At 65.3% G+C, this 15,875-nt stretch carries 17 protein-coding genes; 15 read left to right on the forward strand and 2 right to left on the reverse strand.

The genetic code is table 11. The annotated features are described in order from the left end of the window. Nucleotides 1-324 precede the first annotated feature (324 nt). The 6 genes from BDI24065_RS24620 to BDI24065_RS24645 all read left to right on the forward strand — a co-directional run bounded on the left by BDI24065_RS24620 (nucleotide 325) and on the right by BDI24065_RS24645 (nucleotide 5,160). On the forward strand, nucleotides 325-903 hold the full coding sequence (locus BDI24065_RS24620) for a YqgE/AlgH family protein (protein ID WP_011351143.1): 579 nt from the start codon (nucleotides 325-327) through the stop codon (nucleotides 901-903). Further along, nucleotides 900-1,349: a Holliday junction resolvase RuvX gene (gene ruvX / locus BDI24065_RS24625; RefSeq protein WP_027788201.1), complete on the forward strand. Its 450-nt coding sequence runs from the start codon at nucleotides 900-902 to the stop codon at nucleotides 1,347-1,349. The genes BDI24065_RS24620 and ruvX overlap by 4 nt, the downstream gene beginning before the upstream one ends. After that, nucleotides 1,336-1,848 carry a bifunctional pyr operon transcriptional regulator/uracil phosphoribosyltransferase PyrR gene (gene pyrR / locus BDI24065_RS24630; protein ID WP_175033456.1) on the forward strand — a complete coding sequence of 171 codons (513 nt, stop codon included), beginning with the start codon at nucleotides 1,336-1,338 and terminating at the stop codon, nucleotides 1,846-1,848. The genes ruvX and pyrR overlap by 14 nt, the downstream gene beginning before the upstream one ends. Nucleotides 1,849-1,921: 73 nt before the next feature. After that, entirely contained in the window at nucleotides 1,922-2,953 is a 1,032-nt protein-coding gene (locus tag BDI24065_RS24635; protein WP_175033457.1) for an aspartate carbamoyltransferase catalytic subunit, read from the forward strand. A gap of 52 nt (nucleotides 2,954-3,005) precedes the next feature. After that, nucleotides 3,006-4,283 carry a dihydroorotase gene (locus BDI24065_RS24640; RefSeq protein ID WP_175033458.1) on the forward strand — a complete coding sequence of 426 codons (1,278 nt, stop codon included), beginning with the start codon at nucleotides 3,006-3,008 and terminating at the stop codon, nucleotides 4,281-4,283. A gap of 19 nt (nucleotides 4,284-4,302) precedes the next feature. After that, complete coding sequence (locus tag BDI24065_RS24645; RefSeq protein ID WP_175033459.1) at nucleotides 4,303-5,160, forward strand: lysophospholipid acyltransferase family protein; 858 nt, start codon at nucleotides 4,303-4,305, stop codon at nucleotides 5,158-5,160. Between the two features lie 32 nt (nucleotides 5,161-5,192). Here the strand turns inward: BDI24065_RS24645 and BDI24065_RS24650 are convergent, their stop codons facing one another. Continuing rightward, nucleotides 5,193-6,032, reverse strand: coding sequence for a symmetrical bis(5'-nucleosyl)-tetraphosphatase (locus tag BDI24065_RS24650; RefSeq protein ID WP_175033460.1), 840 nt, complete (start codon nucleotides 6,030-6,032; stop codon nucleotides 5,193-5,195). A gap of 339 nt (nucleotides 6,033-6,371) precedes the next feature. Here BDI24065_RS24650 and rfbB point away from each other — a divergent pair, with 339 nt between their 5' ends. From rfbB to BDI24065_RS24690, 8 genes are all read left to right on the forward strand, one after another. Beyond that, nucleotides 6,372-7,433 carry a dTDP-glucose 4,6-dehydratase gene (gene rfbB, locus BDI24065_RS24655; RefSeq protein WP_175033461.1) on the forward strand — a complete coding sequence of 354 codons (1,062 nt, stop codon included), beginning with the start codon at nucleotides 6,372-6,374 and terminating at the stop codon, nucleotides 7,431-7,433. An 11-nt stretch (nucleotides 7,434-7,444) separates the two neighbouring features. Next, nucleotides 7,445-8,338, forward strand: coding sequence for a glucose-1-phosphate thymidylyltransferase RfbA (rfbA, locus tag BDI24065_RS24660; RefSeq protein WP_175033462.1), 894 nt, complete (start codon nucleotides 7,445-7,447; stop codon nucleotides 8,336-8,338). Beyond that, nucleotides 8,323-8,871, forward strand: a complete 549-nt coding sequence (gene rfbC, locus BDI24065_RS24665) for a dTDP-4-dehydrorhamnose 3,5-epimerase (protein ID WP_175033463.1) — start codon at nucleotides 8,323-8,325, stop codon at nucleotides 8,869-8,871. Before rfbA ends, rfbC begins: the two co-directional genes overlap by 16 nt. Beyond that, nucleotides 8,868-9,764 carry a dTDP-4-dehydrorhamnose reductase gene (gene rfbD, locus BDI24065_RS24670; protein WP_175033464.1) on the forward strand — a complete coding sequence of 299 codons (897 nt, stop codon included), beginning with the start codon at nucleotides 8,868-8,870 and terminating at the stop codon, nucleotides 9,762-9,764. Before rfbC ends, rfbD begins: the two co-directional genes overlap by 4 nt. Before the next feature lie 75 nt (nucleotides 9,765-9,839). Then, nucleotides 9,840-10,646: an ABC transporter permease gene (locus tag BDI24065_RS24675; RefSeq protein WP_175033465.1), complete on the forward strand. Its 807-nt coding sequence runs from the start codon at nucleotides 9,840-9,842 to the stop codon at nucleotides 10,644-10,646. Beyond that, complete coding sequence (locus BDI24065_RS24680) at nucleotides 10,636-11,949, forward strand: ABC transporter ATP-binding protein (protein WP_175033466.1); 1,314 nt, start codon at nucleotides 10,636-10,638, stop codon at nucleotides 11,947-11,949. The genes BDI24065_RS24675 and BDI24065_RS24680 overlap by 11 nt, the downstream gene beginning before the upstream one ends. 77 nt (nucleotides 11,950-12,026) lie before the next feature. Next, entirely contained in the window at nucleotides 12,027-13,172 is a 1,146-nt protein-coding gene (locus tag BDI24065_RS24685; RefSeq protein ID WP_175033467.1) for a DegT/DnrJ/EryC1/StrS family aminotransferase, read from the forward strand. Next, the gene (locus tag BDI24065_RS24690; RefSeq protein WP_175033468.1) at nucleotides 13,159-14,463 is read left to right on the forward strand and encodes a glycosyltransferase; all 1,305 of its coding nucleotides are present in this window, start codon (nucleotides 13,159-13,161) and stop codon (nucleotides 14,461-14,463) included. Before BDI24065_RS24685 ends, BDI24065_RS24690 begins: the two co-directional genes overlap by 14 nt. 29 nt (nucleotides 14,464-14,492) lie before the next feature. Here the strand turns inward: BDI24065_RS24690 and BDI24065_RS41165 are convergent, their stop codons facing one another. Further along, nucleotides 14,493-14,909 (reverse strand): hypothetical protein, encoded by a 417-nt coding sequence (locus BDI24065_RS41165; protein ID WP_254609859.1) that lies wholly within the window; start codon nucleotides 14,907-14,909, stop codon nucleotides 14,493-14,495. On the opposite strand from BDI24065_RS41165, the gene BDI24065_RS24695 reads away from it, so the two are divergent. Then, entirely contained in the window at nucleotides 14,904-15,863 is a 960-nt protein-coding gene (locus BDI24065_RS24695) for a glycosyltransferase family 4 protein (protein ID WP_254609860.1), read from the forward strand. The genes BDI24065_RS41165 and BDI24065_RS24695 overlap by 6 nt on opposite strands. Nucleotides 15,864-15,875: the final 12 nt, after the last annotated feature.

The raw sequence follows: 15,875 nt of genomic DNA on the forward strand, positions 1-15,875 counted from the left end.
GCTCGCCGACGGCGGGCTCGATGCGCACGGCCACGCGTCCGACATGCTGCGCGCGGCGCTGCTGAAGATCGCGGCCGGCGTCGCGCCGCCGGACCTCACCGCGGCGTCCGGCGCGCTCGGTGCGGCGCTCGGCCGGGCCTGACGAACAAGGGGACGGACACGCCGCGGCAGCCCTTGCCGCGCGGGCCCGCAACACGCTGCCGACAGCGCCCGCGCGCGTGTTAGAGTGCCATGTGATCCGTGCGCGCCGTTGCCAGCGCGGTGCGGCGTTGCTTGTTGATCGCGGCTCGGTCAGGCCGCGGCGTCTTTGCTAAAATTCAAACCATGTCAAAGCCTTCCGATCGCATCAATCTCACCAACCAGTTCCTGATCGCCATGCCGAACATGGCCGATCCGACGTTCTCGGGAACGGTGGTCTATCTTTGCGATCACAGCGAGCGCGGTGCGCTCGGCCTCGTCATCAATCGTCCTACCGACATCGACCTCGAATCGCTGTTCAACCGCATCGACCTGAAGCTCGACATCGAGCCGCTGCTGCACATCCCGGTGTACTTCGGCGGCCCGGTCCAGACCGAGCGCGGTTTCGTGCTGCACGAGCCGGTGGAGGGCGCGAGCTACAACTCGTCGATGTCCGTCGAGGGCGGGCTGGAGATGACCACGTCGAAGGACGTGCTCGAGGCGGTCGCGACGGGCACCGGCCCGAAGCGCTTCCTGCTGACGCTCGGCCATGCGGGCTGGGGGGCAGGGCAGCTCGAGGAAGAAATTTCCCGCAACGGCTGGCTGACCGTGGCCGCCGATCCGCGCATCGTGTTCGACACGCCGGCCGAAGAGCGCTTCGAAGCCGCGCTGGGCCTGCTCGGCGTCAGCTCGTCGATGCTGTCCGGCGAAGCAGGGCACGCATGAGTGGCGCGAGCGCGCGCGATGCGACGCTCCTCGCGTTCGACTACGGCGAAAAGCGTATCGGCGTCGCGATCGGCAATGCGCTGACGCGCTCGGCCCGTGCGCTCGTCGTGATCCAGAACCTGAACCGCGAACACCGCTTCAAGGCGGTCGGCGACCTGCTGGCCGAATGGCGGCCGGACGCGCTCGTCGTCGGCCTGCCGATGCATCCGGACGGCACGCCGCACGACATGACGCAGCAGGCGAAACGTTTCGGCAACCAGCTGAACGGCCGCTTCGGGCTGCCCGTCACGTGGGTCGACGAGCGCTATTCGTCGGTCGAGGCCGAGGCCGGGCTGCGCGAGCGCAACGTGCGCGGCCGCGCCCGGGCCGAGATGCTCGATGCCGAGGCCGCGCGCGTCATCCTTCAACAGTATCTCGATCAATTGTCCGACCATGAGCACCATTGATGCCGAGGCGCTTTACCGCGTCCTGCTCGACCAGATCCGCGCCGTGTACGGCACGGCTTTTGCGGAACCGGGCGGCCCGCGGCTTGCCGGCATTCACAGCGGCGGCGCATGGCTTGCCGAGCGCCTCGCGCGCGATCTCGGCGCGCCGTCGTTCGGCGTCGTGAACGTCGCGCTGCATCGCGACGATTACGCGAAGAAGGGGCTGCACAGCCAGGCCAGCCCGACGTCGCTGCCGTTCGAGGTCGACGGCGCACGCATCGTGCTCGTCGACGATGTGCTGTTCACCGGGCGCACCGTACGCGCGGCGCTCAACGAGCTGTTCGACTACGGCCGTCCGGCCGCGGTCGAGCTCGCGGTGCTCGCCGATCGCGGCGGCCGCGAGCTGCCGGTGGCTGCGCGCTTCGCGGGCGGCACGCTCGACGTGCCGGCCGGCGCGACGCTCGTGCTCGCGCGCGACGATGCGCAGTTCACGCTGCGCGTCGAGGCGCACGGCGCCTGAACGACACGCGAACCGTATCCCGGGCCGCCGGTTTGCACCGCGGCCCGTTTGCATAGTTGGAATCACGCACACCATGACCACCGACACCACTGGCCGCACCGGCAATCCCGCTGCGGCCACGAGCCCCGACCGGTTCCGCTACGGTTTCCTGAAGGGCAATCCGCAGCTCACGAAAAACGGCGAGCTGAAGCATCTGCTGTCGATCGAGGGCCTGCCGCGCTCGATCGTCAACCACATCCTCGATACGGCCGAGCAGTTCGTCAGCGTGACGGACCGTGAAGTGAAGAAGGTGCCGCTGCTGCGCGGCAAGTCCGTGTTCAACCTGTTCTTCGAAAACTCGACGCGCACGCGCACGACCTTCGAGATCGCCGCGACGCGCCTGTCGGCCGACGTGCTGAACCTGAACATCAATGCGTCGTCGACGAGCAAGGGCGAATCGCTGCTCGACACGATCAACAACCTGTCGGCGATGCATGCCGACCTGTTCGTCGTGCGTCACGCGTCGAGCGGCGCACCGTACCTGATCGCCGAGCACTGCGCACCGCACGTGCACGTGATCAACGCCGGCGACGGCCGCCATGCGCACCCGACGCAGGGCCTGCTCGACATGTACACGATCCGTCACTACAAGCGCGACTTCACGAAGCTGCGCGTGGCGATCGTCGGCGACATCCTGCATTCGCGCGTCGCCCGCTCCGACATCCATGCGCTCACCACGCTCGGCGTGCCGGAAGTGCGCGCGATCGGCCCGCGCACGCTGCTGCCGGGCGGCCTCGAGCAGATGGGCGTGAAGGTGTTCCACAACCTCGACGAAGGGCTGAAGGGCGTCGACGTGATCATCATGCTGCGCCTGCAGAACGAGCGGATGAGCGGCGCGCTGCTGCCTTCCGCGCAGGAATACTTCAAGACCTGGGGCCTGACGCCCGAGCGCCTCGCGCTCGCCGCGCCCGACGCGATCGTGATGCACCCGGGCCCGATGAACCGCGGCGTCGAGATCGACTCGCAGGTCGCCGATGGCCCGCAGTCGGTGATCCTCAACCAGGTCACGTTCGGCATCGCCGTGCGGATGGCGGTAATGGGCATCGTCGCCGGCAACAGCGACTGAGCCCGCTTTCGCGCATCCTTATTCACGCAATCAACGCATTCACAGACAGCGCATGAAGATTCATATCAAAGGCGGCACGCTGATCGACCCGGTCGCCGGCACCGAGCGGCAGGCCGACGTATTCGTCGCAGGCGGCAACATCGCTGCGCTCGGCACGGCGCCGGCCGGTTTCAACGCGGACAAGACGATCGACGCATCGGGCCTGATCGTCGCGCCCGGCCTCGTCGACCTGTGCGCGCGGCTGCGCGAGCCCGGCTACGAGCACAAGGCGACGCTCGCGTCCGAGATGGCCGCGGCCGTCGCAGGTGGCGTCACGACCCTCGTGTGCCCGCCGGATACCGACCCCGTGCTCGACGAGCCGGGTCTCGTCGAAATGCTCAAGTTCCGCGCGCGTAACCTGCACCAGGCGAACGTGCATCCGCTCGGCGCGCTGACGGTCGGCCTCAAGGGTGAAGTGATTACCGAAATGGTCGCGCTGACCGAGTCCGGCTGCGTCGGCTTCACGCACGCCAATGTGCCGGTGCGCGACACGCAGGTGCTGCTGCGTGCATTGCAGTACGCGAGCACTTACGACTACACCACGTGGTTGCGCCCGCAAGACGCATTCATCGGCCGCGGCGGCGTCGCCGCGAGCGGCGCGCTGGCGTCGCGGCTCGGGCTGTCCGGCGTGCCGGTCGCGGCCGAGACGATCGCGCTGCACACGATCTTCGAACTGATGCGCGTGACGGGCGCACGCGTGCATCTCGCACGGCTGTCGTCGGCGGCCGGCCTCGCGCTCGTGCGCGAGGCGAAGGCCGAGGGGCTGCCCGTGACCTGCGACGTCGGCGTGAATCATTTGCATCTGATCGACGTCGACATCGGCTACTTCGATTCGCAGTTCCGGCTCGATCCGCCGCTGCGCAGCGAGCGCGATCGCGAAGCGATTCGCGTGGCGCTCGCCGACGGCACGATCGACGCGATCTGCTCCGACCACACGCCGGTCGACGACGACGAGAAGCTGCTGCCGTTCGGCGAAGCGACGCCGGGCGCGACGGGGCTCGAACTGCTGCTGTCGCTGACGCTGAAGTGGGCGGACGAGACGCGTACGCCGCTTGCGCAGGCGCTGCGCCGCATCACGTCCGCGCCGGCCGACGTGCTGAAGCTGCCGGCCGGTCGCCTCACCGAAGGCGGTGCGGCCGACCTGTGCGTGTTCGACCCGCGCGCGCACTGGCGGGTCGAGCCGCGTGCGCTGAAGAGCCAGGGCCACAACTCGCCGTTCCTCGGCTACGAACTGCCCGCTTGCGTGCGCACGACGCTCGTCGCCGGGCAGATCGCGTTCGAGCGCCCCTGAACCACGCCGGACCTTCGCCATGATTGCCCTTCGCAAGCTGCGTCTCGTTTTCCACCTGTTGCGCGGCATGGTGATCGTCGCGCTGCGTTTTTCGCACGTCACGCCCGCGCGGCGTGCCGAGATGACGCGCCGCTGGTCGCTCAAGCTGCTGCGGATCTGCGGGATGCGCCTCGTCGTCCATAACGACGGCGCGCGGCTCGACGCGAGCGCGCTCGTGGTCGGCAATCACGTGTCGTGGCTCGACATCTACACGGTCAACGCGTGGCGGCCGACGCCGTTCGTGTCGAAGGCCGAGGTGCGGCAGTGGCCGGTCGTCGGCTGGCTCGCCGAGAAGCTCGACACCGTGTTCCTGCAGCGCGAGAAGCGCACCGAGGCGATGCGGGTCATGCACGAGATGGCCGAGCGCCTGCGCAACGGCGGGCTGATGTGCGTGTTTCCGGAAGGAACGACGACCGACGGGCAGGAACTGCTGCCGTTCCATGCGAACCTGTTCCAGTCCGCGGTATCGGCCGGCTGCGCGGTGCAGCCGATCTGCCTGATGTACGAGGACGCGCAGCGGCGGCAGTCGGTCGCGCCGGCCTACACGGGCGAACTGGCGCTCGGCAAGTCGCTCGACATGGTGTTGCGCGGTGGCCCGATCATTGCGCACCTTTACGTATGCGAACCGATCGCGCCGGGTGGCGACCGGCGGGCGACGTCCGCGGCGGCGCGCGATGCGATTGCCGCCGCGCTCGCGACGCTGCAGGCGAAGGTCGACAAGCCGACGGCCGAGTCGCTCGCGGAGCTGGCCAGACATGCCTACCCGGCGACCGAGGTCGGTGCCGGTGCGGCAGGCGACGAGGCGGCCGACGCGCCCATGCCGGGGCGCGAGGGTTGACGCGCTTCCCGGCGCCGCGAATCAGTCTTTGATCACTCTCCGCCCGGCGCGCGGCACGCTTCGCACTGCACCTGCGTGACCGCGCGCTGAGCCGGATCGGCCGTCAGCCGCACGGCCGACAGCTGGTTACCCCACACACACCCGGAATCGAGCGCGACCACGTTCTCGCGCATCATCAGGCCGAGCGCGGCCCAGTGCCCGAACACGACCGTCACGTCCTCCGTGCGACGCCCCGGTACGTCGAACCACGGCAGATAGCCGGGCGGCGCGTTGTCGGGGCCGCCGTTCGCCTTGAATTCCATTGCGCCGTCGGGCGTGCAGAAGCGCACGCGCGTGAACGCGTTGAACGCGACACGCATCCGGTCGCGCTTCTTCAGGTCCGGGCTCCATTGATTCGGCTCGTTCCCGTACAGCTTCTGCAGCGTGTCGCGCCAGTCGGGCGCGCGCAGCGCGCGCTGGAGTTCGTCGGCGAGTTCGAGCACGAGCGTGGCATCCCACTGCGGCAGCACGCCCGCATGCACGAGCAGCATCCCGTTTTCCGCGTGCACGAACGGGCGGTGGCGGACCCAGTCGAGCAGCGCATCCGCATCGGGTGCGTCGAGGATCTCGCCGATGGTGTCGCCCGGGCGTTCGGTGCGCAGGCCGGCGGAGACCGCAAGCAGGTGGAGGTCGTGATTGCCGAGTACGACGGTCGCGCGCGGGCCGAGGTCGACGAGCGCACGCAGCGCGGCGAGGGAGTCCGGGCCGCGGTTGACGACGTCGCCGGCGATCCACAGCGGCGTGTCGGCAGGTGCTGAAAGCTTGTCGAGCAACGACTGGAAAGCGGAATGACAGCCTTGGATGTCGCCGATGGCGATGGGGGCGGGAAGCATGAGGGTCAGATCGTACCGAAACGGGGTGAACTGGGAAAAATCGTATGAATATACGGCGGCGCAACGGCTGTTCCACATCGGACGGCCCGCCAGGCATGCGATTTTTCGTGACGCGAAGGGCCCTCGCGCTGTATCAAGTTGTTAGCAGCGTGGAGTTGGCACCGGCTGGATTCCTATAATTGACATTTTCACTCCGAAATTAACATCTCGTGACTTTGCCGGTATGGCGACCGGTTAAAATGCCGGGCCTGATCGGCCTAGACTTGGCCACTGTGACATGACATGAAGTGCGACGAGCGCCTGCCAGGCGCGCCGCACATTATTACTAGAGGACGTTTCATGATCCTGGTTACCGGCGGCGCGGGTTTTATCGGTGCCAACTTTGTACTCGACTGGATGGGCGCCTCCGGCGAAGCCGTGCTCAACGTCGACAAGCTGACCTATGCGGGCAACCTGCGTACGCTGGCACCGCTCGACGGGAATCCGGATCATGTGTTCGCTCGTGTCGACATCTGCGATCGCGCGGCACTCGATGCCCTGTTTGCCGAGCACCGGCCGCGCGCCGTGATCCATTTTGCCGCCGAGAGCCACGTCGATCGCTCGATCCACGGGCCGGCCGATTTCGTGCAGACCAACGTCGTCGGCACGTTCACGCTGCTCGAAGCGGCGCGCACGTACTGGAATGGCCTGGACGACGCGAACAAGGCAGCGTTCCGCTTCCTGCACGTATCGACCGACGAGGTGTTCGGGTCGCTGTCCGCGACCGATCCCCAGTTCTCGGAAACGACGCCTTATGCCCCGAACAGCCCCTATTCGGCGACGAAGGCAGGCTCCGACCACCTGGTGCGTGCGTATCACCACACGTATGGCCTGCCGACGCTCACGACGAACTGCTCGAACAACTACGGTCCGTACCAGTTCCCGGAGAAACTGATTCCGCTGATGATCGCGAATGCGCTCGCAGGCAAGCCGCTGCCGGTCTACGGCGATGGCCAGAACGTGCGCGACTGGCTGTACGTCGGCGACCACTGCAGCGCGATCCGCGAAGTGCTTGCGCGCGGCGTGCCGGGCGAGACGTACAACATCGGCGGCTGGAACGAGAAGAAGAACCTCGACGTTGTGCACACGCTCTGCGACCTGCTCGACGCCGCGCGGCCGAAGGCGGCGGGTTCGTATCGCGACCAGATCACCTATGTGAAGGACCGTCCGGGCCATGACCGCCGCTACGCGATCGATGCGCGCAAGCTCGAGCGCGAGCTCGGCTGGAAGCCGGCCGAGACGTTCGAGACGGGGCTCGCGAAGACCGTGCGCTGGTATCTCGACAATCAGGTCTGGGTGGACGAGGTCGCGTCCGGCGATTACCGCAAGTGGGTCGAAACGAACTATGCGCAACGCACATGAGGATCTGATCGATGGCACGTAAAGGCATCATTCTCGCCGGCGGTTCGGGCACGCGGCTGTATCCGATTACCCACTCGGTGTCGAAGCAGCTGCTGCCGGTGTACGACAAGCCGATGATTTACTACCCGCTTTCGACGCTGATGCTCGCGGGCATTCGCGACGTGCTGGTCATTTCGACGCCGGCGGACACGCCGCGCTTCGAGGCGTTGCTGGGCGACGGCTCGAAGTGGGGGATGAACCTGCAGTACGCGGTCCAGCCGTCGCCGGACGGGCTCGCGCAGGCGTTCGTCATCGGGCGGGACTTCATCGGCAACGATCCGAGTGCACTGGTGCTCGGCGACAACATCTTTCACGGCCACGATCTCGCGAGGCAGCTTCACGCGGCGAATGCACGTACCGAAAGCGCGACCGTGTTTGCCTATCACGTGCAGGATCCGGAGCGCTACGGCATCGTCGAATTCGACGACCAGATGCGCGCGGTATCGATCGAGGAGAAGCCGGCCCAGCCGCGCTCCCGCTACGCGGTGACGGGTCTTTATTTCTACGATAACGACGTGTGCGACATTGCGGCCGACATCAAGCCGTCGGCGCGCGGCGAACTTGAAATCACCGACGTCAATTCCCGCTATCTCGCGGCAGGCAAGCTGCAGGTGGAGATCATGGGGCGCGGCTATGCGTGGCTCGACACCGGCACGCACGATTCGCTGATGGAGGCCGCGGCGTTCATCGCGACCTTGCAGAAGCGCCAGGGCCTCGTGGTGGCATGCCCGGAGGAGATTGCATACCGAATGGGCTGGATCGATGCCGAGCGCCTGGCGGCGCTCGCCGCACCGCTCGCCAAGAACGCGTACGGGCAATATCTGAAGAACCTACTGACGGACAAGATTCTATGGCAATCACGGTAACTTCCACGGCAATTCCAGACGTCAAGCTGATCGCGCCCAAGGTCTTCGGCGACGCTCGCGGGTATTTCTTCGAGAGCTTCAATCAGCGGGAATTCCGTGAGCAGGTTGCGGATGTCGAGTTCGTTCAGGACAACGAGTCGCGCTCGGTCAAGTCCGTCCTGCGCGGGATGCACTATCAGGTCCGTCATGCGCAGGGCAAGCTGGTCCGCGTCGTCGAAGGCGAAGTGTTCGACGTCGCCGTCGATCTGCGTCGTTCGTCGCCGACGTTCGGCAAATGGGTTGGCAGCGTGCTGTCCGCGGAAAACCACCTGCAGATGTGGGTGCCTGCCGGATTTGCGCACGGCTTTCTGGTGATGTCCGAGGCGGCGACGTTTCAATACAAGACGACCGATTTCTGGTACCCCGAATTCGAGCGCGTGCTGCTGTGGAACGACGCGAACGTCGGCATCGACTGGCCACTCGACGGCGCTCCGGTGATCGCGCCGAAGGATCTCGCCGGCACCGTGCTGGCGGATCTGGAGACCTACGCATGAAGATTCTCGTGACGGGTGCGAACGGGCAGGTCGGATGGGAGCTCGTGCGTGCGCTGCAACCGCTGGGCCAGGTGGTGGCCGCGACGCGTCACGTCGTCGATCTCGGCGATGCGGCTGCCGTCGCTGCATACGTCGACGCGCTCGCGCCCGATCTCGTGGTCAATGCGGCCGCCTATACCGCGGTGGATCGCGCCGAGGACGAGCCTGACGCCGCATTCGCGATCAACCGCGATGCGGCGGGCGCGCTTGCGCAGGCCGCCCGGAAGCGCGGCGCATTGCTGATCCACTTCTCGACCGACTATGTGTTCGACGGGAGCAAGCGGACGCCGTATGCCGAGCGCGACGACGTGCGCCCGCTGAACGTTTACGGCGCGAGCAAGCTGGCCGGAGAGCAGGCGATCGCCGACGCCGGCGGCGACTGGCTCGTGTTCCGTACGTCGTGGGTCTACGCGTCGCGCGGCCAGAATTTCCTGCGCACGATGCTTCGGCTGGGGGCGAGCCGCGAGACGCTGTCCGTCGTCAGCGATCAGTTCGGCGCGCCGACGAGCGCGCGCATGATTGCGGACCTGACCGCGCACGCGGCGGCGCAAGCGCTCGCCGAGCGGCGGGCGGGATCGTTCGAGAGCGGCCTCTATCACATGACGGCGCAAGGCTCGACGACCTGGCACGCGTTTGCGGAAGCCATTTTCGCCGGGGCCAGAAGCCTCTCTCCGCAGATCGACCTGTCTGTCCGCGAAGTGAAGCCGATCCCGGCGGCCGAGTATCCGGCGAAGACGCCGCGTCCGACCTTTTCGGTGCTCGACAACACGCGGTTCGACGAGCGTTTCGGATTGCATCGGCCGCAGTGGTCGGACGGGCTTGCGCTCGTCCTTGCGGAACTGTTCGATGCCTGATGCCGCCCGATCCGGGCGGTGCACATCACACTTCATGCCGAGTCGTTCGGCGGCATGGTTTAGCTAGAGATTGTCATGCGGGAAATCATTCAACCATCACTTCCTATCTGGCGGCATCGCCGCCTGATCCTCCAAATGGCGCGCCGCGAGGTGGTCGGCCGATATCGCGGCTCGGTGCTCGGCCTGCTGTGGTCGTTCTTCAACCCGCTGCTGCTGCTGACCGTCTACACGTTCGTGTTCAGCGTGATTTTCAAGGCACGCTGGAATACCGGATCCGATTCGAAGACGGAATTCGCCGTCGTGCTGTTCGTCGGGATGATCATGTTCCAGGTGTTCTCGGAAGCCGTGAACCGTGCACCGTCACTGATCATCAGTAACGCGAACTACGTGAAGAAGGTCGTGTTCCCGCTCGAGGTATTGCCGGTCGTCGCGCTGCTCGTCGCACTGTTCCATGCCGCGATCAGCTTCTGCGTGCTGGTGCTCGCGATGCTCGTGCTGGGTTTCCAGGTGCATCTCACGATCCTGTATTTCCCGCTGATCGTCCTGCCGTTCATCCTGTTCACCCTCGGTGTCTGCTGGTTCCTGGCGTCGCTGGGCGTGTTCATCCAGGACATCGGCCAGTCGATCGGGCTCGTGACGACGGTGCTGATGTTCCTGACGCCGGTGTTCTATCCGGTGAGCTCGCTGCCGGCCAGTTACCAGCGTATCGTCGGAATGAATCCGATCGCGTTCGTCATCGAGCAAAGCCGTAACGTCGTGATCTTTGGAAACGTGCCGAGCTGGACCGGTCTGCTGGTGATGATGATCGTCAGTGTCGGCGTCGCGGCACTGGGCTACCAATGGTTTAATCGCACGCGGAAAGGATTCGCAGATGTCCTCTGATCTCGCAGTCAGCGTGAAGGATCTGAGCAAGGTCTTTCATATTTACGATAACCCGCGCGCGCGCCTGATGCAGATGCTGTTCGGCTCCCGCAAGCAGTATTACCGCGAGTTCTGGGCGCTGCGCGATGTCTCGTTCGATATTGCGCGCGGCGAGACGGTGGGGATCGTCGGCCACAACGGCTCGGGAAAGTCCACGCTGCTCCAGGTGATCTCGGGTACGCTCGCGCCGAGCGCCGGCAACGTCGAAACGAACGGCAAGGTTGCCGCGCTGCTCGAGCTCGGGTCGGGTTTCAATCCCGAGTTCACCGGTCGCGAAAACGTGATGCTGTACGGCCAGATTCTCGGGATGAGCGAGGAGGAGCTGGAAGAGAAGTATCCGGCCATCGTCGATTTCTCCGAGATCGGCGATTTCGTCAACCAGCCGCTGAAGACGTACTCGTCGGGCATGTACGTGCGCCTCGCATTTTCGGTCGCGATCCACGTCAATCCGGACATCCTGATCGTCGACGAGGCGCTGTCGGTCGGCGACGCGCTGTTCCAGGCGAAGTGCATGGCCGTGATGAAGAAGCTGATGGATCGCGGCACGACGCTGCTGTTCGTCAGCCACGACCCCGGTTCGGTGAAGGCACTGTGCAACCGCGCGATCCTGCTCGATCACGGCAACATGCTTGCCGTCGGATCGACGGACCATGTCATCGAATCGTATTACTCGTCCTATGTCCGCAAGAAGCAGCACGTGATTGCCGACGACGACGCGCCGTCGACGCAGATCGCCGAGCTCGACGCCGACCTCAACGACGGCGCGGACGAGTTCCAGAAGCAGGCGGCGTTCCAGCGGATCCGCAACGGCCGCGCGAGCTTCGTCAACGTGCAACTGCTGAACGAGCAGGGGCGCGCGACGCGCCAGGTTACCTACGGCGACACCGTGACGCTGAGAATGATCGTGAGCGTCGAGGAAGACCTGCCGCTGCTGGCATTCGGCTATCACCTGCGCGACAAGAACGGTTTCGATATCGCGTACTCGGACACCGGCCTCGAGCACGCGCATTTGTACGACGTGCACGCGGGTGAAGTCCACGTGGTCGACTGGACGTTCAAGGTATCGCTGCGCGGCGGCGATTACAGCATCAGCGCCGCCACGTCGGTGCCGACCGACCTGAGCATCGGCCAGGTCGACACGTGCGATCATGTGCCGATCGCCGTGCAATTCAACGTCTCGCGCGGCACCTATCTGCCGCTTTATGGCGCCGTGCATTTCGACAACAAGGTCCAGACGCGGCTGTTGTCGAAGACGGTAGCCTGACGCAGCGTTGGCCGGCAGCGGATCCGGCGCCGGGGCCGGCGTGCGGATCCGCACGAGGAATCAATCAGGAGCGCCCTATGAGACAAAAGCCGGATGGTTTCGCCAGTCCGATCTATGTGACGAAACCGATGTTGCCGCCGCTCGGCGAGTTCACGTCGCAGCTGGAAGACATCTGGGACAGCGCGTGGCTGACGAACGGCGGTGCGAAGCACGCCGCGCTGGAGGCGGCGCTCGCAAAGCGGCTCGGTGCCCGGCACTTCTCGCTTTTCAACAACGGGACGAGCGCGCTGCTCGTCGCCTGCCAGGCGCTGCGGCTCGCCGGAGAAGTCATCACGACGCCGTTCACGTTTCCCGCGACGCCGCATGTGCTGCACTGGAACAACGTGACGCCGGTGTTCTGCGACATCGACGAGGAAACGCTGACCATCGACCCGGCGGTGGCCGAAGCGCTGATCACGCCGCGCACGACGGGTGTGCTCGGCGTGCACGTGTACGGGATGCCGTGCGACGTGAACGCGTTCGAGCGCATTCGCGAGCAGTACGGCGTCAAGGTGCTCTACGACGGCGCGCACGCGTTCGGCACGGAAATCGACGGCAAGCCGGTCGCCGAGTTCGGCGACGCAACGATGTACAGCTTCCATGCGACCAAGCTGTTTCACTCGGCCGAGGGCGGCGGGCTGGCGATGGCGGACGACGCGATGAAGCGGCGCGTCGATCTGCTCAAGAATTTCGGAATCTTGAACGAGACCGAGGTCATCATGCCGGGCACCAACGGCAAGATGAACGAAGTGCAGGCGGCACTGGGTCTCGTCAATCTCGCGCATTACGATGCCGAGCATGCGGCGCGGCAGCGCGTTGCACAGGTTTACCTGAGTCGCCTGGACGAGATTCCCGGCATCACGTGCTTCCGGTTGCCGCCGAACGTCGGCCACAGCATGCAGTATTTCATCGTGCGCGTGAACCCGCAGGCATGCGGCGTGTCGCGTGACCGGTTGTACGACACGTTGAAGGAGTTCAACGTGTTTTCGCGGCGCTATTTCTACCCGCTTTGCAGCGAGCACAATTGCTACCGCGCGCTGCCGAGCGCCGATCCGGGGCGCCTGCCGGTTGCGACGCGCGTGTCCCGCGAAGTGCTGGCGTTGCCGCTGTACGGCGAGCTCGGGGAAGACGGGGCGAATCGCATCGTCGACATCATTCAATACATCTGCAATGGCAAACAATAATTATTCGACCGGGGATTCGCGGCCGCGTGTCAGCGTTCTCACGACGTCTTACAACTACGGCAGATTCATCGGGGAGACGATCCGGTCGGTGCTGTCCCAGACGTACGGGGCGTGGGAGCTGATCATTGTCGACGACTGTTCGACGGACGATTCCTGGGAGGTCATCCAGCAGTTCGACGACCCGCGGATCCGCGCGGTGCGCCAGGAGCGCAACCAGGGCGCGTGCGCGGCGTACAACACGGCGCTGCGTCTCGCGTCCGGCGAATTCATCGCGAGCCTCGATTCCGACGACGTGTTCGTGCCCGAGAAGCTTGCGGCGCAGGTCGCGTTCATGGACGCCCATCCGGAAGTCGACATCTGCGGCAGTTTCATGGCGGAGATCGATGCGTCGAGCCAGCCGGTCGACGCCGACAAATGTTTTTATGCGCCGTGGTTCAATCAGGACCTCGACCTGAATGCGCCCGACAGCTGGGTGTGGGAGAACCACCTGTGCCATTCGACCGTGCTGGTCAGGAAGTCCACGCATGACCGGATCGGCTTTTTCCGTGAGGACCTGACCTACTCGCCGGACTGGGATTTCTGGCTGCGTTCGCTCGCCGGCGGCGCCCGGTTCCACGTGATGAAGGACGCGCTCCTCCTTTACCGTGCGCACGGCGGCAACGTCACGCATCGCAATCGCGACGCGCTGATGTGGGAGTATGCGGACATCTCCGGCGGCGTCGTGCACCCGTACCTCGAGCGGATCGAGCGCTTCGACCTGCTCCGCAAGAGCATGGAGTCGTTCGTCGGGCGCTTCTTCGAGATAGACGGCGACTGGCGGCGGTTTCTCGAGCTGATCGAGATGCTGCGCGTGTACGACCGTCACGAGGACACGTTCAGGATTCCGCCGCATCTGTTCTTCAATGGCGAACTGACCGCGTTCGTCACGAGACTCGCGTCCGGCTGGTCGCCGCAGGCTTTTGCCGCCGTTCGCGAGCGCCTGTCGAAGCCCGCGGGCGAGTACGATGGTTCGGCGCCAGCGGTGGACGCGCAAGCGCCCGCAGGCGCCGCGACGTTTCAACTACTGATTCGCGGCGAACGCGACCGTGCGCTTGCCGAACTGGATCAGGTGCGTACCGAGCACGAACGTGTCGCCACGGAACTCGAACACGCGAAAGCCGAGTTGCGTGCCGCGGCCGAACGGGAAGGGCGGCTCGCTGCCAGCCTGGCTGACGCGCAGACGGAACTCGATCGTGTCAGGGGCACCATCTGGGGCAAGGCGGATAATCTGTACCGGCGCCTGAGCCGATAGTCGGTGTACCAGCGAATGATTCAAGATATCTAACCATGCCGCGATACCAGCATCTTCTGTACTTTGCCCAACGCGTCTACCATCGCCTGCCGCTGAGCCAGGAGGCGAAGTGGCGCGTCCGCAAGGCCATTTCGCCGGTTATCACGTCGTTGCGCCATGGCAAGTCGATTCGCCAGGCGCTGCGATCGGCCATCGCGCGTGAGGTGTTGCTCGACCACGCGCGTGAGTCGCGCCTGCAGCACCTGATGCTCGACCTCGCGCAGCGTGGCGTGCGAAATGTCAGCCACGTCATTGCCGTGCCGTTTCTTGGAACGGGAGGCGCGGAGAACGTCGCGCTCAATTTCTCGAAAGCGCTCCGCGAGATCCACCCCGACCGTCAGGTCCTGCTCGTCGTTGCCGATCGCGATCTGGTCGACGAACGCGTTGCACGGATCGACGATGTGCATGTGGTCGTCCTGCGCGATTTCACGCACGACGATTCGTACGCGCTGAAGCAGGCGCTGCTGTACGACATGCTGCTGGCGATCCGGCCCGCCGTGTTCCACAACATCAACAGCGAAGTCGCGTGGAACGCGGTCATCGCGCAAGGGCGGCAGCTCAAGGAAGTCACGCGCCTGTTCGCCAGCATTTTCGCGTTCCAGTTTGCCGAGGACGGCAAGAGCAAGATCGGCTACGCAGCCTATTTCCTGCAGCCGGGGCTGCCGGCGCTGACTGCGCTGCTGTCCGACAATCAACGCTTCGTGACCGATGCACGTGCCGAGTACAGCCTCGGTCAGCAGGGCGACAAGCTGCGCGCCGTGTACAACCCCAGTCGCATGGCGACCGCCGGGTGGAAGGCGCGCTCGCTCGCGCGCATCGCGAGCCGCGGGCAGGACCTGGCGGGGCAGCGCCCGGCGTTTCTGTGGGCGGGGCGGCTCGACAAGGAGAAGCGCGTCGACCTGCTGCTGGCGCTCGTGCAGGCGTGCCCGCACATCGATTTCTACGTGTACGGCCAGGCCGTCGTGAACGTCAGCGAGCAGCTTCCCGATCTCGCGAACCTGCATCTGATGGGGCCGTTCACGTCCCCGGAAGAGTTGGTGCGTGACCGCGCGTACACCGGCTTCATCTTCACGTCGAAATGGGAAGGTATGCCGAACATCCTGCTTGAAATCGGCACATTGGGCGTACCGATCATCGCGCCGTCGGTCGGCGGCGTGGGCGAGCTGATATCGGATTCGACCGGATATCTGCTGTCGGAGAAGCCGGATGTCGCCGATTATCGCGCGGCGATGGAATCAGTCATTTCGAATTCGCAGGAAGTCGAAGCGCGCGCACGCGCGCTCGTCGAGCTGATCGACGGGCGGCATACGTGGCAGCGGTTCGTCGAGCATGTCAAGGAGTTGGAAGGTTATGGGATCTGACCGGAAAGAATC

The organism is Burkholderia lata (assembly GCF_902499025.1).
Classification (GTDB): domain Bacteria; phylum Pseudomonadota; class Gammaproteobacteria; order Burkholderiales; family Burkholderiaceae; genus Burkholderia; species Burkholderia lata_C.